The sequence below is a fragment of the Roseibium sp. LAB1 genome, from assembly GCF_054658235.1.
Genome location: NZ_BAAGIB010000004.1, coordinates 52,418 through 70,891 on the forward strand (window position 1 = coordinate 52,418; position 18,474 = coordinate 70,891).

Sequence of the window (18,474 nt, forward strand, 5' to 3'; positions counted from 1 at the left end):
TTTGCCGTTTCTTCGGCCGCTGGCAGCACATTGACGCGAGCGGCCGCAAAACATACTTATCTGAACAAATCAGGTTTAACGTTCCCGCACATGGCCGGAACTGAGCGAGTCGGTGAAACATGACCGAAACACTTGAAATTGGCGTAACAGTCAGCGACCGCGCTGCCAAGCGCATTGCTGCGATTTTGTCGAAGGAACCGGACGGCAGCATGCTGCGCGTCAGCGTTGAAGGTGGCGGCTGTTCCGGACTGCAATATAAATATGACGTGGTCGACACCCGTGAAGACGACGATCTGGTAATCGAAAAAGCCGGAGCGATGGTTCTGATCGATTCCATTTCCCTGCAATACATGAGTGGATCGGAAATCGATTTCGTGGACGATCTGATCGGCCAGTCCTTTCAGATCAACAATCCAAATGCGGTGGCCGGCTGCGGCTGCGGCACCAGTTTCACGATCTGATCAAGGTGGTTCATCCCTTTTGGCCGGTTGCCCCGGCAGTTTCAAAAAGTTGAGGCAACCGCGCTCATGAAAATTGCGACCTGGAACATCAACGGCGTCAAAGCCCGTATCGACACCGTCCTTGAGTGGCTCAAGGAAGCGTCTCCAGACGTTGCCTGCCTGCAGGAGATCAAGTCCGTCGACGAGAACTTCCCGCGTCAACCGTTTGAAGATCTTGGCTACAAAGTGGAAACCCACGGACAAAAGGGCTTCAACGGGGTCGCGTTTCTCTCGAAAACCACTCTGACTGATATTCAGCGCGGGCTGCCCGGCAACGACGCAGACGAACAAGCACGTTATATTGAAGCCAGTCTTTCGACAGACGCCGGTCCTGTTCGAATCGGCTGCCTCTATCTTCCGAACGGCAATCCGCTTGGAACAGAAAAGTTTCCATACAAGCTCGAGTGGATGGATCGCCTGATAGCTCACACCCAAAAGCGTCTCGCTGAAGAAACGCCGTTCCTGCTGCTGGGTGACTACAACGTCATTCCGGACCCGGTTGACGCCAAGAACCCGCAGAACTGGCTGGACGACGCTCTCTTTCAACCGGAGAGCCGCCAGCGCTTTCGGACCCTGATGAATCTCGGTTTGACTGAAGCGGTCCGTTCCTGCACGGAAGCCCCGGAAACATTCACGTTCTGGGACTATCAGGCAGGCGCCTGGCAGAAAAACAACGGCATTCGCATCGATCACATACTGATGTCTCCGCAGGCGACGGACAGGTTCTCCGGCTGCGGTATCGACAAGCATGTGCGTGCTTGGGAAAAGCCGTCGGATCATGTGCCGGTCTGGGTGAAACTAGCCGCCTGACGCTGTTCTTAGCTTTCAGCCAACAATCACTGCCGGTCCCGCTGCCCTCGTCATTCTTGATTGGTCCGGAAACCGGACTTGCAGTCAGCTGACGTCGTGGTAAGCTTTTGCCTGTCATGGGATAACGAATGGCCGACCAACGTCCACGACGGCAACATGTGGACAGCCCCTTCCGGCAACCAGTTCGACTGCTGGCCGCAGCAAGTCTTTGACTTTCGCAGCCTGTCTGTTTTTCGGATTGGTCTTCGGTCAGGCCCCTGGATCTGGTTCCGCCGCAAACGCTCAAGACGTTTCATGCACCTGCAGGTACAAGGGTGAAAAATTTGGTGTTGGTGAATCTGTCTGCCTGAAAAGTCCGACTGGACTGAAAATGGCGACCTGCGAAATGGTGCTCAACAACACATCCTGGCAGATCAGCAACGCACCTTGCCCGCTTAGTCAAAACCTGAGCCCCTACAGCGGCATCTCCGGCCATGAAGTATCAGGCTCTCCCAACCAGCCGGTTTGGGCGAAGGCTACTCTTTAAATTCAACGAGACTAGTTTCGATTTGGGCAGCGTTCAGGCGCTGGAAACAGGCGAAGAGCGCTAAACAGAGGCACGTTCGCAGACGCCGGCCATCCGGAAATTTGTGCTGTCAATTCCGCACAGGTGCCCCGGATGTAACCAACTTGCGATTATTGTGCTGGCAATTGCTGTGCGGTGAGCATGTCCGGGCGGTTCTGCTTCAGCCAGCCGTCAGCCATGGACCGGGCCATCTGCCTGACAGGCTCTGGCGAAACCGCAAAATATTGCTCATGCATGGAGTGGATCCAGTTGGCATCCGCTCCTTTGGCCTGTTCACGGGCAACGGTCATCCACATCAGGCCACGGGCTTTTTTCTTGTCCGAGGTACCGAGCGCATAAAGCGTTTCGCCGAGCCGGGCCTGAGCCCCGACATGCCCCTTTAGAGCAGCCAGATTGTACCAGCGCACGGCCATGCGGCTGTTGTTTTCCTGGTACATGCGCCCAAGTTCGTACTGTGCGTCAGCGTCGCCGAAATAGGAAGCTGCGTGCGTGAAGATCTGCCGAGCGCGAGACTCGTTCTTGGGAACCGCGCCGTCGATACCGTTCAGGTAATAGGATCCGAGCGCCACGAATGCACTTGAGACAAAGGGAGCATCCGGTGCGTCCGGACGATCTTCACCGTGCTCACGAACAATCTGGCTGTAGTACTGGAAGGCCTTGAGGTCGTCTTCCTTGACGCCGTCACCGGAGGCATACATCTCCCCCAGCTTCCAGGCGGCCATGGGCTGACCGTTTTCCGCCGCATACTGCAGCGAACCGAGAGCTGCTGCCTTGTCGCCGGAATAATACTGTCGCGCACCGGCACGCAGTGCTTCTGTCGGAGAAAGATCCGTAGGGCCGATCGCCCTTGCAGGCGCCGGTTGACCGTCAAAGGCGGCCACTGGCCCGGACAGGCCGATCAAGATCAACGCGCCAAGCACGGTTCCGGCTTTTCCAATGCGTTGAAGCTTTGTGCTGTTCTTTCGCATCCCAGTCACACTATTACCCGTCGGCAACGAAACAGATCCCCGACGGACGTTCTTGTTTTTGTCCGCGCAAAGCGCATTTGCTGTCTCTTCGATCCTGGAGCACGCGCTACCGGGATCCACTGTTTCGGAGTGGCCTAAAATGGCCGATCATTTCGTCCTAAGTTGGGCCGTACGGCGCCGAAATAAGACCATTTCCTGACACTTTTTGTCCGGACTGTGCCCTGCGCAGGAAGGAGATCCCGGTAGGACTGCCCCAGACATTAGCGTAACGGGTGACGGGCAAACATGGCCGAACAGGGGCAACCGAGGCAAACCGGGACCCTGTAGATGACTCTGTCAGTAACTGTTGCGGAATTGGCACATATTGTGACCACCCCTCTCCCATTCAAGACCCTTATTTGAACACGGGTGGGTTGATGATGTGTTGCCAGAACGGATTTTTGGGGGTGCAGGCTGTTGAAAACGGGGGCTTTTGGCCAATTGCCTTTGCCGTTCTATCTTTGTCCTTCAAACTGAGACATGATTCGGTGTAGGTAACGGCGCTGAGTTTCTAGAAACTGTGACCCAAGACCCATCAGGCGATACGGAATGAGCGCAAAAGACGATCTGTTTGCAGGCAACGCGGCGGTCTCTGCCCCAATGACACACGACGAGCCCGCCCCAGCTCCGCAAAAGCCACGTCCCGTTGCGCCAGTCGCGGTCAGCGACGACTACTCGGCGGCCGACATCGAGGTTCTTGAAGGTCTTGAACCGGTTCGGCGGCGCCCGGGCATGTATATTGGCGGCACGGACGAAAAAGCGCTTCATCACCTCTTTGCAGAGGTGATCGACAACTCGATGGACGAAGCAGTTGCCGGTCACGCAACCTGGATCGACGTTTCGCTTTCCGCAGATGGCTATCTGACGATTACCGACAATGGCCGCGGCATCCCGGTCGACCCTCATCCGAAATTCAAGGACAAGTCCGCTCTCGAAGTGATCATGACGACGCTGCATGCGGGCGGAAAGTTCGACAGCAAGGTCTATGAGACCTCCGGGGGCCTGCATGGCGTCGGCATCTCGGTGGTCAACGCACTGTCCGAGGAACTCATTGTAGAGGTTGCCCGCAGCCGCAAGCTCTATCGCCAGATTTTCCGCCGAGGCCATGCCCAGGGACCGCTCGAACTGGTCGGCGACACGCAGAACCGACGCGGCACCCAGGTCAGTTTCAAGCCGGACGATCAGATTTTCGGCAAAGGTGCGAAGTTCATTCCCGCACGTCTTCTGAAGATGGCACGATCGAAGGCCTATCTTTTCGGCGGTGTCGAGATCCGTTGGCACTGCGCACCTGAATTGCTGCCGGAAAAGGACGAAACTCCGGCGGAAGCCGTATTTCACTTCCCCGGCGGCCTTCGCGACTTCCTGAACGAGCGGCTGACCAAGGAACGCCGCGTCGTCGACGATGTTTTCTTCGGTCGTACCGACAATGCCGGCAAACACGGTTCCGTGGAATGGGCCGTGAGCTGGTTCGCCGGCGACGGCTTCGTCAACTCCTACTGCAACACCGTGCCGACACCGGAAGGCGGAACCCACGAAGCGGGTTTCCGCTATGCGCTGCTGCGGGGACTAAAGGCATACGGCGAACTGACAAACAACAAGAAGGCCTCCATCATAACCGGCGACGATGTCATGACATCCGCCGGTGGCATGCTGTCGGTCTTCATCAGGGAGCCGGAGTTTGTTGGCCAGACCAAGGACAAACTGGCGACCAACGAAGCCACCCGCATTACCGAAACAGCGGTCCGCGATGCGTTCGACCATTGGCTGACAGCATCTCCCAACCAGGCAAACAAGCTTTTGGAATGGGTTATAGATCGCGCGGATGAACGCCTGCGCCGACGGCAGGAAAAGGACGTTGCACGCAAGACCGCCGTCCGCAAGCTGCGCCTGCCGGGCAAGCTCGCCGACTGTTCCGCAAACCAGTCTGACGGCACGGAACTGTTCATCGTGGAGGGTGACTCGGCCGGCGGCTCTGCCAAGCAGGCCCGCAACCGGTCCAACCAGGCAGTCCTGCCCTTGCGAGGCAAGATCCTGAACGTTGCCAATGCCGGGCGCGACAAGCTTGTCGCCAACCAGCAGCTGGCCGATCTTATTCAGGCCCTGGGTTGCGGCACCCGCTCCCAGTACCGCGAAAGCGATCTGCGCTACGAAAAGATCGTCATCATGACGGATGCCGATGTCGACGGTGCCCACATCGCATCACTCTTGATTACTTTCTTTTACAGGGAAATGCCTGAGTTGATCCGTGGTGGTCATCTGTTTCTGGCCGTGCCTCCCCTTTATCGTCTCAGCCAGGGAGGCAAGACGCTTTACGCCCGTGACGATGCCCACAAGGACGAGCTGATGGAGACTGTCTTCAAGGGCAAATCCAAAGTGGAAATCGGCCGTTTCAAGGGCTTGGGTGAAATGTTGCCGGCTCAGTTGAAGGAGACGACAATGGATCCTTCCAAGCGGGCGATGCTCAAGGTCGTTGTCGAGGAAGAAGCGGTTGCCGATACCAACGATACCGTCGAGCGGCTCATGGGCAACAAGCCGGAAGCCCGCTTCCGGTTCATTCAGGACAACGCTGAATTTGCAGAGGATCTTGATATTTAGCCGAAATAGCGGGTATTTTGATCCATGTCTTTTTTTGAGGGGGCGTATTGGGCGTAATTGTTTGCCCGCATTGCCTATTTGACCGGTCGGAAACGTATCATGTTAAACCGGATGTATTCGATATTGGACAGGCGGCTTCGCCCACTGCGAAATCACGTCTTCCTGGCTTTTCCCAAGCATAAAATTGCCTTTGCCCGAATTGCAGAACCTGCCTTCCAGTTGTTGCGCCCTGTTCTTCATTGTCTTGCCGGCACCGACAAGCTCAAGGCCCTGTCCGGGTTTGATCTGCGAGCCGCTGCAACCGAACGACTGCTTTTTCACGGCAACGTCGAACTTTTGACAGCGCGGGAACTGAAACGCCGTCATCCTGAAATGAAGGTTGCCGCCTGGGTTCAGGATCCCATGCACCGGCTGGCCTATTGCTATGAAAAGGTCATTCTGAGCGCCGATCCGCTGCCGGCCTACTATGAGGAGCGTCAGTTCAACCAGGACATGACACCACAGGAATTCGTGTCTCATGTCGCGTCGATTTCGGACCTGGAAGCAGACAACCTCTTCCGCAGCCAAACCGCTGCGCTGACATACAAAGGCATGTTAACCGCCGATCTGATCTTGCAGCTGGAAGATTTTGACCAGTCGTTCGCGACTTTTCTCTCCGAAAGCTCTCTGCGCTTCCGCGCAAAAGCACCTGTCTCGTATCACGTGGCGAATTTTGTTTCCGACAACACGCTGTTATCCTTTACCGAAGACAGCCTGGTTCAGCAGCTGAGGCGCCGCTACAAGACAGACTACGACCTGTTTTACAAACCAGCGGCTCTTTCAGCCTGACGCTGCGCAATTTTACGTATTGAATACCCTCGGAAGCGAACTTTTAGGAAACACGTTTCTAGGTTCGCGCCTTCTTTTTGGGCAACACATACTGATCTTCAAGCCGATTTCAGGAACCAACTTGGTTGCACTATTAACTGAAATGGCAAATCGTACCCGGAATTACTCTATTTTCTTGAAATTTTACCTCTCAAGCGCATTGACACCTGAGCGCATGAATGTAGGGTGTGCGCACATTGGCACCGGCGGTTCCCACGGCGCCGCCGATTAACAATCACAACATTCGGGCAAAGCGCTCCATGGCATTTAATACTCTCGGTCTTAGCGAGAAGGTTCTCGCTGCAGTTGAAGCAGCGGGTTATAAGGAACCTACGGCAATCCAGTCTGGAGCCATTCCGCAGGTGCTCGAGCGCCGCGATATACTTGGCATCGCCCAGACCGGAACCGGCAAGACCGCTAGTTTCACTCTGCCGATGCTGACCTTGCTCGAAAAGGGACGCGCCAGGGCACGTATGCCGCGCACCCTTATTCTTGAGCCGACGCGCGAACTCGCTGCACAGGTCGAAGAGAATTTCGCCAGATACGGCACCAATCACAAGCTCAACATTGCCCTGCTGATCGGTGGTGTTTCCTTTTCCGAACAGGACAAGAAACTGGACCGCGGCACCGATGTTCTGATTGCAACACCTGGACGCCTTCTGGACCATTTCGAACGCGGCAAGCTTTTGCTTCAGGGTGTCGAAATCCTCGTCATCGATGAAGCCGATCGCATGCTCGACATGGGGTTCATTCCGGATATCGAGCGGATCTGCAAGCTGATCCCGTTCACACGGCAGACCCTGTTCTTCTCGGCTACCATGCCGCCGGAAATTCAGCGCCTGACGGAAACCTTCCTTCAGAATCCGGCGCGTATCGAAGTCGCACCGACATCGTCCACGGCCGAGAATGTCGCTCAGTTCCTCAAGGCAACCGAGTCCAAGGACTACGAAAAGCGTGCCGCCCTGCGCGAACTGCTGGAAGGCGCTGAAGATCTTCAGAATGCGATTGTCTTCTGCAACCGCAAGCGTGACGTAACGACGCTCTATCGGTCGCTGGAGCGTCATGAATACAACGTCGGTGCGCTCCATGGCGACATGGATCAACGCACGCGCATGATGATGCTGGATAATTTCCGAAAGGGCACCATCAAGCTTCTGGTAGCGAGTGATGTTGCCGCCCGCGGTCTCGACATTCCCGAAGTCAGCCATGTCTTCAACTTTGACGTTCCAAGCAACGCGGAAGACTATGTTCACCGGATTGGCCGAACCGGCCGTGCCGGCCGCAATGGCACAGCATTCACGCTCGTGACCGGAGAAGACCAGAAGTATCTCGACGCCATTCAGACGCTGATCAAGAAAGACATCGACTGGCTGGGTGACGCGATCGACTTCGAGGCTGCAGCGCAAGAACGCAAGGCGCGTCGCAAGACGGGTAAACCGGCTCGTAATGCACGGTCCAGCAACGACAATGATGCAGCGGAAACAAAACCGTCAAATCGTCGCCGACCGCAGAGCAAGCCACGCGAAGTCGTGGAAGAACAGATGGAGGAACTCCCTGAAATGCTGAACCCGACTCCGGTTTCAAACATGCCGCAACGGCAGTCTGGAAAGCGCTCCAGAAACGATAAACTGGAACCTGCCTTCGGTGCCGGCGTTCACATTCCTGCGTTCCTTCTGCGTGAACCGAGGCCCAAAAAGGCTTCATAAGGTCAAAATCTCTCCAGGTTTCTCTTTAAGCTTAACGGCTCCTTAAGCCTTCCATCAGAGGTTAAAACTTAGTTCTTGTGTCCGTGTGGGGCGGATTCGCAAGACATGGGTGAGAGAAACTTGATGGCGGATGAAGACGACCATAAGCGGACAATCCAGTACGGAGAGTCCGCAATCAGTTACATCAAGAAAAATGTACTGCCAGCCTACCCTCGTTCTTATGAACTTTGGTACACCTACGCAGCTGGTTACAATCAGGGCCTGAACCGGGCCGTCAATGAGTCCATCAAGTCTAACGGCAGGATCAGCACCGACGAGATGCTGACGCTTTACGGCCGTTTTCTGTCGCCGACACGGCTTGGCGACCGGCTGGACGAAGTCGGCTCCAAGGTTTCCAGGGAAGTCGAGGAACTGGTCGATACGCTGAAGCTGAGCGCCGACGCAACTTCAGACTATGGCACTGCGCTTGAGCAGGCTGGCGAAAAGATTAAATCGGTTTCCGATCCGGAAAAGCTGAAGGTCTATGTGACGCATCTGGTGAAATCGACCCAGAACGCCGTTGCTTCGAACCGCAAACTGGAAAGCCAGCTTCTTGAATCGAAAAAGCACATCGAGAATCTGCAGTCCTCGTTGGAAGCGATCCGTTACGAATCCCTGACGGATGAGCTCACGACGCTGAACAATCGCAAACACTTCGAAAATTCTATCGAGCGGGTGATCGATCAATCCAAGGAGAGCGGCCGTAGCTTCTCTCTGCTGATGACCGACATCGATCACTTCAAGAAATTCAACGATACCTATGGCCACCAGACAGGTGATCAGGTTCTGCGGCTAGTCGCGCTTGCCGTGAAGCAGAACATCAAGGCGCAGGATATAGCCTGCCGATATGGTGGTGAAGAATTTGCAATCATTCTGCCGCATGTCGAGCTCGAAGAGGCTTCCGCAATTGGTGAGAACATTCGCAATGCGGTCATGTCCAAGGAACTCGTCAAACGATCCACGGGTGAGAACCTTGGCCGGGTAACCATTTCCGTCGGCATTGCGACCTTCGAGAACATGGATACGGCCCATTCCATCGTCTCACGCGCCGATGAAGCACTCTACCTGGCGAAGAACGCTGGCCGGAACCTTGTGAAGACCGAACGGGACCTTCCAGGCCTCGAACAGCAGGAAGACGTCGCCATTCCCTTCAGTAGTTCTCAGCGTTACTGAAAATACTCGCGGCCGAGCAGAAAGCTGTCTCAGTCTCTGGCGTTCAGACCCATTTGCCAGAAATCGCTTTCCAGGCGACAGGCCTTTTCAAATATGGACAGAACACGCGGATAGCGGTGATCCGTCAGCAACTGGCTGGAGGTGCCATCCAGCCAGGCAATAAACCCCTGTGCCAGCTCCTGATAGCCTTCTGCGGCGTACTCCCGGATCCAGCGGCAGTAAGGATTACCGTCGGTGTCGCAACCTTCCGCCGAGAGCCTTGTACCGATCTCCGCATAACCGATCACGCAAGGGGCAAGCGCCGCTTGCAGGTCCAGAAGATCTCCTGCCATGCCGGCGTCAAGCACAAAGCGGGTATAGGCCATCGTTGGTGTATCTTCGGGCGCGGTCTCAATCATTTTCCGATCCATGCCCCAGTTGCGACACATCTCGACATGCAGATCGAGTTCATCATCCAGAATGGCTTTCACCCCTGCCAACGACTGACGCATGTCGGCAATGGACGAGCTCTTGTAGACCCCAAGCGCATAGGCTCGGGCAAACTGGATGAGAAACAGATAATCCTGAACCAGGTAATGTTTGAAACAAGACAGTGGAAGCGTCCCGGCTCCCAACTGCTGAACAAATGCGTGATGGGTGTAGTCGGCCCACTGCGGGCCAGCGTCGGCTTTCAGCCGCTCGAAAAAGCTCATGCAACACTCTTTGAAAGAATAGACAGGTGCGGTCAGCGCGCCAAGGCATTCAGGTCCGCAGCCTGAAGGGAAACGGATTCGCCACAACCGCAGGCAGACACTTCATTCGGGTTCTTGAAGATGAAACCAGACCGGAACTTTGTGACTTCAAAGTCCATTTCCGTGCCGAGAAGAAACAGCACGGCAGACGGATCAACGAACAATTTCGCGCCCTTGTCCTCGACCGTATCGTCTCCGGGTCTGGCCGCTTCCACCATTTCCATGGTGTATTCCATTCCGGCGCAGCCGCCCTTCTTGATGCCGACACGCAAGCCGATGGCGTTCTTGTCGGAATTCTCGACAAGTTCCTTTACGCGCTCGGCGGCGGCGTCAGTCAGGGTCATCACCTGGAATTTTGCGGCGGAAGCCATATGATCCTCGTTCAGTGCAGCGAATGCTAAACCTGATATGGGGTGTCAGCTTATCCGATTAAAGGCTTGAAGCTCAATACCAGTTGAGCGCAACCTTTGCTTCGTCCGACATCCGGTCCGGCGTCCAGGGCGGATCAAAGACCATATCAACGTTGACCGGTCCGACACCCGCAACGGCTGACACGGCATTTTCCACCCAGCCCGGCATTTCACCGGCGACGGGGCATCCAGGGGCCGTCAACGTCATATCGATGTTGATCGACCTGTCATCCTCAATGTCGACCTTGTAGATCAGGCCAAGCTCGTAGATGTCACAGGGTATTTCCGGGTCATAGACCGTTTTGAGAGCACCGATGATATCGGCGGTCAGCTGGTCAAGTTCGGCCGCCGGAATTGCGCTTTTTGCCGAGACTTCCGTCTGCAGCTCTTCGCCGTCCGCGCCGGTATCGATTGTGGTAGCGTTTTCCATGGGGTCCGTCCTTACCCGAAAAAGCTCTGAGCCTTCAACAGGGCTTCATACAGCGCGTCCACTTCCGCGCGCGTGTTGTAAAGCCCGAAGCTAGCCCGACATGTAGATGTCACACCGTATCTTGCCAAGAGCGGCTGTGCACAATGGGTCCCTGCCCGAACCGCAACCCCTGCCCGGTCGATGATCGTGGCAACGTCATGGGCGTGAGCTCCCTGCAGTTCGAAGGAAACAATTGCACCCTTGTCCGGAGCATCCCCAAAGATCCGCAGCGAGTTGATCTCGCGCAGCTTCTGGTGAGCGTAGTCCTTCAGATCCGCTTCGTGCCGGGCGATGTTTTCGCGGCCAAGCGCGTCCATGTAGTCGAGAGCCGCGCCGAGGCCGATTGCCTGCACGATCGGCGGCGTCCCTGCTTCGAACCGGTGCGGTGGCTCGTTGTAGGTGACTACATCCTCGGTCACGTCGAGAATCATCTCGCCACCGCCGTTGAACGGCTGTAACGCCTTAAGCCGGTCCGGTTTACCCCAAAGCACACCGATTCCCGACGGTCCATAGACCTTGTGTCCCGTGAAAACGTAATAGTCGCAGTCGATGTCCTGAACGTCGACAGGAAGATGAACGGCAGCCTGACTGCCATCCACGAGCACCGGAATGCCGCGCTCATGCGCGATCCTGCAGACCTCCTTCACCGGCACGACCGTGCCCAGAACATTCGACATATGCGTGATCGCGACCAGCCTGGTCTTGTCCGTCAAGGCATCCGCGAATGCATCCAGGTCAAACGATCCGTCTTCACGTACATAGACCCACTTCAGCTTGGCACCGTGACGCTCCCGGTGGAAATGCCAGGGTACGATGTTGGAGTGGTGCTCCATGATCGACAGAACGATCTCACCGCCGTCGGCGAAATAGTCGGGACCCAGGCCATAGGACACCAGATTGATCGCCTCGGTGGTCGATTTGGTGAAAACCACCTCGTCGACCGACTGGGCATTCAGGAAACGGCGCACTTTCTCGCGCGCGGCTTCATAGTTGTCCGTTGCGGTGTTGGACAGGAAATGCAGGCCACGATGCACATTGGCATACTCTTCCGAATAGGCCTTCGTTACCGCATCGATCACCGACTGGGGTTTCTGGGCGGAGGCACCGTTATCCAGATAAACCAGCGGCTTGCCGTAGACCTCCCGCGACAGGATCGGAAAATCCCGGCGGATGGCTTCGACGTCGTAACCGGCGTTGCCGGTTGTTTGTTCTGCGGTCGCGACCGTCATGCGGCGCTGCTCCTTATTCCCGTTCGCTTCAGATGTCAGTGATTGGCGAGCCAGTCGCGCACGCGCGCTTCCAGGCCTTCCGTCACATCGTCTTCGCCGTATTCCTCAATCGCTTCGGACAGGAAAGCGAGAACCAAAAGTGTCTTTGCCTCGTCTTCCGGAATGCCACGGGCACGAAGGTAGAAGAGCAGGTCTTCATCTATCTGTCCGCTGGTCGCACCATGGGCACACAATACGTCATCCGCGAAAATCTCCAGCTCGGGCTTGTTCGCCATTTCCGCTTCCTCGGAGAGGAGCAGAGCCTGGGTCATCATCTCGCCATCGGTTTTCTGCGCATGCTGGGCAACGTTGATGCGGCCCTGGTAGACACCCCTGGCCTCGCCGTCCAGCACGGTCTTGAAGAACTCGCGGCTGTTGCAGTGTGGCACAGCATGATCGACGATCAGCGTCTGATCAGCCAGCGATTTACCGCCAGCCATGGTCACGCCGTAGATCTTCGCTTCCGAATTTTCGCCGGTAAAGTTGATGAATTGCTGGTTGCGCGTGAACTGCGGTCCGGCAATGAAGCCAAGCGATTTCAGCTCGGTTTCAGCGCCAAGCGTTGCGATTGTCGTAAACAGCTGCGCGGCGTCAGTCTTGCCGACGATCAATCGCGTGGCAGCAAGCGCTGCCTTGTCGGCGAGATCGTAGTCAAACACCGTGTTCAGCTCCCCTTCACCGGTATCTCCGACAAAGGTTTCGAGAAGATGCAGCTTCGCACCTTCGCCGAGCTCAATACGGTTGCGAACAGCCTGTGCGCCTGCAGATGTGGCCACCTGAACCAGCTCGACAGGCTTGGACACTTCCACACCATCCTTGACGGCGAGAACGACACCACCCTGCAGGAAGGCCGTGTTCAAGGCGATGACACCGTCAGTCGGACCGGACTTTGGTGAAGCAATCAGCCGGGTGCCCGTGTCGCCGTCCAGTGTTTCGGCAACGCTCGTCAACGTGACACCTTCGCCGGCAAGTGCTTCAACGTCCGAAAGCTCTGCAAGAAAGGATCCGTTGGCGATGACGACGCGGTAGCGGTCGAGATCTCCAAAACCGTCCTGGGTTTCAAGCAGGCGCCTGGCAACAGTCACGTCAGCCGCCCCCGCAAGAGGTGCAGCCGATTTCATGTAAGCGCGCAGGTCGGAATACTTGTATTCCTCTACCCGGCGATGCGGCAGTCCCCGGTCCCGGATGTGGCCGAGCGCCGCTTCGCGCAGAGCCTTGACGGCAACCGAGCCGGCCAAACCGTCTTTCGCGTTGTCGAAACGCTCCAGCAGGTCGCTTTCCGCCTGGGTGTGTTTGATGGGTGCGCTGGCGTTCATATCGCTTTGCTCCCTCAGGCGGCCGTGTCGATGTAGTCGGCGTAACCGTTCTTTTCCAGCTCCAGCGCAAGGTCCTTGTCGCCGGTCTTGACGATGCGGCCCTTGGACAGAACGTGGACAACATCCGGAACGATGTGGTCAAGCAGACGCTGATAGTGGGTGATCACCACCATGGCGCGATCGGGACCGCGCAGCTTGTTCACGCCTTCAGAAACGATCCTGAGTGCGTCGATGTCGAGGCCGGAATCGGTCTCGTCGAGAACGCAGAGCTTCGGCTCCAGCAAGGACATCTGCAGAATTTCCGCACGCTTCTTCTCGCCACCGGAGAAGCCCACATTGAGCGGGCGCTTCAGCATGTCCATGGAGACGTTCAGGTGGCCGGCAGCCTCCTTGACGCGCTTCATGAAGTCCGGGATCGACAGCGTGTCCTCACCGCGTGCCTTGCGCTGTGCGTTCATCGCCGTCTTGAGGAATTCCATGGTGGCAACACCAGGAATCTCGATCGGGTACTGGAAGGCCAGGAACAGGCCCGCAGCAGCGCGCTCATCCGGCTCCATCTCAAGAAGGTTCTCTCCGTTGAACAGGATCTCGCCTTCTGTAACCTCGTAGTCGTCCTTGCCGGCCAGGATGTAGGACAGCGTCGACTTGCCGGAACCGTTCGGGCCCATGATGGCGTGTACTTCGCCAGCATTGATGGTCAGATCGATGCCGCGCAGGATCTCTGTTTCGTCTTCCGCAATGCGGGCGTGCAGATTCTTGATCTCAAGCATTGTTTGCTTCCGTCGTCTCGTTCGTTTTTTCTTTTTCGATCGCCAGTTGGCGAAGATCCTCAGCTCTTTTCTTGCGTGTCGTGATGACTTTCCTCGTTTTCACCGCGACATAGACAAGAGCGCTCACGGCCGTAAATCCTGCTGCGTAAACCGCCATCTGACGGTCGACAAAGATTAGCAGGAACGACACGAACAGCAGGATTCCAAAAACTGTCCCAAAGATGAGTTCGGAAAGATACAAGTGCATGTACTTTCCCTGATCCTGGAGCCCGTCCTGCCCTTCCATTCGGCGTTTCGCAGCCAATATCTGTGACTGCGCAACAGCCAAGTCATGTGTCTCCGACCCGTGTCCCAAAGCTTCGCTCCTGCCTCAGACCGTTTTGAAAATCATGAACCCGCCGGCAGAAACTGCTTCGTAACGGTGATCTTCCCGACGATCACGGAATTTATTCCGTCCAGTTCTTCGGAGCCCCCACAATTCCACTAACCCAACGGGCCGATGGAGGCTCATGGTCGCCATCATCAGCTCAGCCCACGGATCCTTCCAGGCTGATCGAGATCAGCTTCTGTGCCTCGACGGCGAATTCCATCGGCAGCTGCTGGATGACGTCCTTGACGAAACCGTTGACGATCAGCGCCACGGCTTCTTCTTCGGAAAGGCCGCGCTGCAGGCAGTAAAACATCTGGTCGTCCGAGATCTTCGAGGTGGTCGCCTCGTGTTCGAACTGGGCCGAGGCATTCTTGCTCTCGATGTAAGGCACGGTGTGAGCACCGCAGTCCTGACCGATCAGAAGCGAGTCACACTGGGTGAAGTTGCGCGCATTCGAGGCTTTCCGGTGAGCGGAAACCAGGCCACGATAAGTGTTCTGGGACTTGCCTGCGGAAATGCCCTTGGAAATGATCCGGCTGGAAGAGTTCTTGCCCAGATGGATCATCTTTGTGCCACTGTCGACCTGCTGATAGCCGTTGGAAACCGCGATCGAATAGAACTCACCACGCGAATTTTCGCCGCGCAGGATGCAGGACGGGTATTTCCAGGTAATCGCTGATCCTGTCTCGACCTGCGTCCAGGAGATCTTGGAATTCTTGCCGCGGCAGTCGCCACGCTTCGTGACGAAATTATAGATGCCGCCCTTGCCGTCCTTGTCGCCCGGGAACCAGTTCTGGACGGTGGAGTATTTGATCTCCGCATCATCCAGGGCCACCAGTTCAACGACAGCGGCATGAAGCTGGTTCTCGTCGCGCTGAGGTGCCGTACAGCCTTCCAGGTAGGACACGTAAGCGCCCTTCTCGGCAATGATCAGCGTGCGCTCGAACTGACCGGTGTTCTGTTCGTTGATACGGAAATAGGTCGACAGTTCCATCGGGCAGCGAACGCCTTCAGGCACATAGACAAAGGATCCATCCGAAAAGACGGCCGAGTTCAGCGTCGCGTAGTAGTTGTCGGTCACCGGAACGACGGAACCGAGATACTTCTTCACCAGATCCGGATATTCGCGCAGTGCTTCGGAAATGGAGCAGAAGATGACGCCGGCTTTCTTCAGCTCTTCCTTGAACGTGGTCACGACGGAAACGGAATCGAACACCGCATCGACCGCGACCCGATTCTTTGGCTCGACACCGGCCAGGATTTCCTGCTCGCGCAGCGGAATACCGAGCTTTTCGTAGGTCGCCAGCAGTTCCGGATCGACTTCGTCCAGGCTTTTCGGGCCTTCGACGGATTTCGGAGACGCCCAGTAATAGAGGTCGTCGAGATCGATCTTCGGGTAGGAGACACGCGCCCAGGTCGGTTCTTCCATCTGCTGGAAACGGCGCAGCGCATCAAGGCGCCATTCCGTCATCCATTCCGGCTCGTTCTTCTTTGCCGACAGAAAGCGAACGGTTTCTTCGGAAAGGCCTTTGGCACCTCTTTCCGACTCGATATCGGTCACGAAGCCGTATTTATACTGGTCGACATCGATGGCTTTCACCGTATCGATGGTTTCCTGTACAGCTGGCATATCTTGCCTCCATTCAACAGGCCCCGTGCCTGCTTTGGTTATTTCCTGCAGGGACCCGGTCACCTGCGCCATGTCTGGCAGCGAAGCTGCCGAATTCCTGTCGTCAAGCCGCCTGGTGACGTGCTTGCGGGTTGAGCCTGCCGACGATTTTCGGCCATTGCTCCAGAAACCTGTCGATGTCGCTGCCGCTGGTATTCCAACCCATGCTGACGCGCAAGGCACAGCGAGCAAGATCTTCCGGAACGCCCATGGCGGTCAGCACATGAGACACGGATACCTTGCCGGAGGAACAGGCAGAACCGGATGAAACCGAAATGTGGTCAAGATCAAAAGCGATCAGCGCGGTTTCTGCCGGAATGCCCGGAACGGCAAAGCAACAGGTGTTGGACAGTCTTTCCGCCTTGTCGCCGAAAATGACTGTCGAAGGACAAATCGCGCACAGCCCGGCTTCGAGCCTCGCCTTCATATCGCTCAAATGGCGCGTATCAGCGGCTTCTTCAAGGGCGTCCTTGCTGGCGATGCCGAAACCGGCGATCGCAGAGACATTCTCCGTACCGCCACGACGCCAGTTTTCCTGTCCACCACCAACCATCAAAGGCGCAGGAACCCGGGCCGTTGAGCGCACCACAACCGCGCCGACGCCTTGCGGACCACCGAACTTGTGAGCAGACAGCGTCAGGACATCCGCCTGCCAGCTTTCGAGATCAATCGGCATTCGGCCCGCAGCCTGAACCGCGTCCACGTGAAAGAAATGACCGTATTTTTCGGAAATGCCCCCAATTTCGGTCAACGGCTGAATGACGCCTGTTTCATTGTTGGCAGCCATTACGGAAATGAGGCTTGGTTCGGCGTCCTTGACAGCCTGCTCCAGAGCATCAAGCACCACTCGGCCGTTTTCGTCGACAGGCAGGACCACCTGGTCGGAAACGGCAAACCGTCCTCCGGTCATCACCGAGGGATGCTCGACGGCGCTTCTGAACAGTTTGTCGAGATAGACGGGAGCACCCTGATCCTGCCACGTCGGCGAAAGCGCCGTCATGTTGGCTTCCGTCCCCCCGGATACAAAGGTAACCGCGCGGTTCTTCGCGTTGCAAAGCCGAGCGACCTGTTCGCGCGCGTTCTCGATACGACCACGGGCTTTACGGCCATGCGCGTGAACAGAGGATGCGTTGCCTGCATCACTCAGCACCTCGATCATGACCTCGCGCGCGGTCTCGCGCAGGGGCGCGCCGGCGTTGTGGTCCAGATAGATCGGGGCAGACTGGTGCTGCATAGCGCCTCTTACGCTTGAGTTCGAGTTTTGCAAAGAATCGAAATTCCGCTTTATTGTCAGATACATGTGCGAAAAACCTTGAATTTTTCCGCCATGATGACGATAACTGCCCCCAACCGGTCGAACCGAGCATCGTCGCCTGCTGAGGGATGGTGCGAACTTTCGAATAATTCTAAACAGGGTTCTAGAAACTCGGAGACAAAGAGTCAAGTTTAGACTTACGGGAAACCACGTATCGTGAGCCCAAATTACCGCGCGATATTCTTCTGCGCGACAAAATGACAAGGACATAGCGTTTCATGCCTGAGGTGATCTTCAACGGTCCCGCCGGCCGGCTTGAGGGCCGGTTCCATCCCGCCAGAAAACGCAACGCACCAATCGCCCTGGTTCTGCATCTGCATCCGCAATTCGGCGGCACGATGAACAACCAGATCGTCTACCAGATGTACTACATGTTCGCCCGGCGCGGATTTGCAGTGCTGCGTTTCAACTTCCGTGGCGTCGGCCGGTCCCAGGGATCCTTCGACCACGGCCAGGGTGAGCTTTCCGATGCGGCTGCCGCTCTCGACTGGGTGCAGACCGTTCATACGGACGCCCGCGCCTGCTGGATTGCCGGCTTCTCTTTCGGTGCCTGGATCGGCATGCAGCTTTTGATGCGCCGTCCGGAAGTGGAAGGCTTCATTTCGGTCGCCCCGCCGGCGAACCTCCACGATTTCTCCTTCCTTGCCCCCTGCCCTTCATCCGGCCTGATCATTCATGGCGACAATGACAAGGTTGTCCCGCAGAAGGATGTACAGACGCTGGTCGACAAGCTGAAAACCCAGAAAGGCATCGTGATCGATCACGAGACCATTCCAGGCGCCAACCATTTCTTCGAGAATGACATGGACGAGCTCATGCAGCGCTGCGGTACCTATGTGGATGGCCGACTTGGGCTTTCGCCATCCGACTACGTCGACATCGACTGACACGACA

17 protein-coding genes are annotated in these 18,474 nt (G+C 56.5%); 7 read left to right on the top strand and 10 right to left on the bottom strand.

Annotated elements, in window-relative coordinates; all coding sequences use genetic code 11:
- Positions 1–119: 119 nt before the first annotated feature.
- The gene (gene erpA / locus ACYQ54_RS21715) at positions 120–461 is read left to right on the top strand and encodes an iron-sulfur cluster insertion protein ErpA (protein ID WP_460086190.1); all 342 of its coding nucleotides are present in this window, start codon (positions 120–122) and stop codon (positions 459–461) included.
- 66 nt (positions 462–527) lie between these two features.
- Entirely contained in the window at positions 528–1,310 is a 783-nt protein-coding gene (xth, locus tag ACYQ54_RS21720) for an exodeoxyribonuclease III (protein WP_460086192.1), read from the top strand.
- 675 nt (positions 1,311–1,985) lie between these two features.
- Here xth and ACYQ54_RS21725 read toward each other — a convergent pair.
- On the bottom strand, positions 1,986–2,843 hold the full coding sequence (locus ACYQ54_RS21725; RefSeq protein WP_460086193.1) for a tetratricopeptide repeat protein: 858 nt from the start codon (positions 2,841–2,843) through the stop codon (positions 1,986–1,988).
- Positions 2,844–3,431: 588 nt separating this feature from the next.
- On the opposite strand from ACYQ54_RS21725, the gene parE reads away from it, so the two are divergent.
- The 4 genes from parE (at position 3,432) to ACYQ54_RS21745 (ending at position 9,262) form a co-directional block, all read left to right on the top strand.
- Positions 3,432–5,477, top strand: coding sequence for a DNA topoisomerase IV subunit B (gene parE, locus ACYQ54_RS21730; protein ID WP_460086195.1), 2,046 nt, complete (start codon positions 3,432–3,434; stop codon positions 5,475–5,477).
- A gap of 99 nt (positions 5,478–5,576) precedes the next feature.
- Positions 5,577–6,305, top strand: coding sequence for a sulfotransferase family 2 domain-containing protein (locus ACYQ54_RS21735; RefSeq protein ID WP_460086196.1), 729 nt, complete (start codon positions 5,577–5,579; stop codon positions 6,303–6,305).
- A gap of 299 nt (positions 6,306–6,604) precedes the next feature.
- Positions 6,605–8,050, top strand: coding sequence for a DEAD/DEAH box helicase (locus ACYQ54_RS21740; protein WP_460086198.1), 1,446 nt, complete (start codon positions 6,605–6,607; stop codon positions 8,048–8,050).
- A gap of 123 nt (positions 8,051–8,173) precedes the next feature.
- Complete coding sequence (locus ACYQ54_RS21745) at positions 8,174–9,262, top strand: GGDEF domain-containing protein (RefSeq protein WP_460086199.1); 1,089 nt, start codon at positions 8,174–8,176, stop codon at positions 9,260–9,262.
- Positions 9,263–9,291: 29 nt separating this feature from the next.
- On the opposite strand, the gene tenA is transcribed toward ACYQ54_RS21745, so the two are convergent.
- The 9 genes from tenA to ACYQ54_RS21790 form a co-directional block, all read right to left on the bottom strand.
- A complete protein-coding gene (tenA, locus tag ACYQ54_RS21750) occupies positions 9,292–9,954 on the bottom strand; it encodes a thiaminase II (RefSeq protein WP_460086201.1) in 663 nt (220 codons plus the stop codon).
- Positions 9,955–9,986: 32 nt separating this feature from the next.
- Positions 9,987–10,364, bottom strand: a complete 378-nt coding sequence (sufA, locus tag ACYQ54_RS21755) for a Fe-S cluster assembly scaffold SufA (protein ID WP_460086203.1) — start codon at positions 10,362–10,364, stop codon at positions 9,987–9,989.
- Between the two features lie 73 nt (positions 10,365–10,437).
- A complete protein-coding gene (locus tag ACYQ54_RS21760; RefSeq protein ID WP_460086204.1) occupies positions 10,438–10,833 on the bottom strand; it encodes an SUF system Fe-S cluster assembly protein in 396 nt (131 codons plus the stop codon).
- Positions 10,834–10,844: 11 nt separating this feature from the next.
- Complete coding sequence (locus tag ACYQ54_RS21765) at positions 10,845–12,101, bottom strand: cysteine desulfurase (RefSeq protein WP_460086206.1); 1,257 nt, start codon at positions 12,099–12,101, stop codon at positions 10,845–10,847.
- Between the two features lie 35 nt (positions 12,102–12,136).
- Positions 12,137–13,456, bottom strand: coding sequence for a Fe-S cluster assembly protein SufD (gene sufD, locus ACYQ54_RS21770; protein ID WP_460086207.1), 1,320 nt, complete (start codon positions 13,454–13,456; stop codon positions 12,137–12,139).
- A gap of 14 nt (positions 13,457–13,470) precedes the next feature.
- Positions 13,471–14,226: a Fe-S cluster assembly ATPase SufC gene (gene sufC / locus ACYQ54_RS21775; RefSeq protein WP_006933229.1), complete on the bottom strand. Its 756-nt coding sequence runs from the start codon at positions 14,224–14,226 to the stop codon at positions 13,471–13,473.
- Positions 14,219–14,554, bottom strand: coding sequence for a hypothetical protein (locus ACYQ54_RS21780; RefSeq protein ID WP_460086209.1), 336 nt, complete (start codon positions 14,552–14,554; stop codon positions 14,219–14,221). The genes sufC and ACYQ54_RS21780 overlap by 8 nt, the downstream gene beginning before the upstream one ends.
- A gap of 199 nt (positions 14,555–14,753) precedes the next feature.
- Complete coding sequence (sufB, locus tag ACYQ54_RS21785) at positions 14,754–16,226, bottom strand: Fe-S cluster assembly protein SufB (RefSeq protein ID WP_460086210.1); 1,473 nt, start codon at positions 16,224–16,226, stop codon at positions 14,754–14,756.
- Between the two features lie 103 nt (positions 16,227–16,329).
- Entirely contained in the window at positions 16,330–17,499 is a 1,170-nt protein-coding gene (locus tag ACYQ54_RS21790; RefSeq protein ID WP_460086212.1) for a cysteine desulfurase family protein, read from the bottom strand.
- A 299-nt stretch (positions 17,500–17,798) separates the two neighbouring features.
- On the opposite strand from ACYQ54_RS21790, the gene ACYQ54_RS21795 reads away from it, so the two are divergent.
- Positions 17,799–18,467 carry an alpha/beta hydrolase gene (locus tag ACYQ54_RS21795; RefSeq protein ID WP_006933226.1) on the top strand — a complete coding sequence of 223 codons (669 nt, stop codon included), beginning with the start codon at positions 17,799–17,801 and terminating at the stop codon, positions 18,465–18,467.
- Positions 18,468–18,474: the final 7 nt, after the last annotated feature.

Coding starts and splice junctions, on each gene's coding strand:
- xth (WP_460086192.1), top strand. CDS start 528: ATGAAAATTGCGACCTGGAACATCAACGGCGTCAAAGCCCGTATCGAC.
- ACYQ54_RS21745 (WP_460086199.1), top strand. CDS start 8,174: ATGGCGGATGAAGACGACCATAAGCGGACAATCCAGTACGGAGAGTCC.
- ACYQ54_RS21740 (WP_460086198.1), top strand. CDS start 6,605: ATGGCATTTAATACTCTCGGTCTTAGCGAGAAGGTTCTCGCTGCAGTT.
- sufB (WP_460086210.1), bottom strand. CDS start 16,226: ATGCCAGCTGTACAGGAAACCATCGATACGGTGAAAGCCATCGATGTC.
- sufA (WP_460086203.1), bottom strand. CDS start 10,364: ATGGCTTCCGCCGCAAAATTCCAGGTGATGACCCTGACTGACGCCGCC.
- ACYQ54_RS21795 (WP_006933226.1), top strand. CDS start 17,799: ATGCCTGAGGTGATCTTCAACGGTCCCGCCGGCCGGCTTGAGGGCCGG.
- tenA (WP_460086201.1), bottom strand. CDS start 9,954: ATGAGCTTTTTCGAGCGGCTGAAAGCCGACGCTGGCCCGCAGTGGGCC.
- parE (WP_460086195.1), top strand. CDS start 3,432: ATGAGCGCAAAAGACGATCTGTTTGCAGGCAACGCGGCGGTCTCTGCC.
- ACYQ54_RS21790 (WP_460086212.1), bottom strand. CDS start 17,499: ATGCAGCACCAGTCTGCCCCGATCTATCTGGACCACAACGCCGGCGCG.
- erpA (WP_460086190.1), top strand. CDS start 120: ATGACCGAAACACTTGAAATTGGCGTAACAGTCAGCGACCGCGCTGCC.
- ACYQ54_RS21765 (WP_460086206.1), bottom strand. CDS start 12,101: ATGACGGTCGCGACCGCAGAACAAACAACCGGCAACGCCGGTTACGAC.
- sufD (WP_460086207.1), bottom strand. CDS start 13,456: ATGAACGCCAGCGCACCCATCAAACACACCCAGGCGGAAAGCGACCTG.
- ACYQ54_RS21735 (WP_460086196.1), top strand. CDS start 5,577: ATGTTAAACCGGATGTATTCGATATTGGACAGGCGGCTTCGCCCACTG.
- ACYQ54_RS21725 (WP_460086193.1), bottom strand. CDS start 2,843: ATGCGAAAGAACAGCACAAAGCTTCAACGCATTGGAAAAGCCGGAACC.
- ACYQ54_RS21760 (WP_460086204.1), bottom strand. CDS start 10,833: ATGGAAAACGCTACCACAATCGATACCGGCGCGGACGGCGAAGAGCTG.
- sufC (WP_006933229.1), bottom strand. CDS start 14,226: ATGCTTGAGATCAAGAATCTGCACGCCCGCATTGCGGAAGACGAAACA.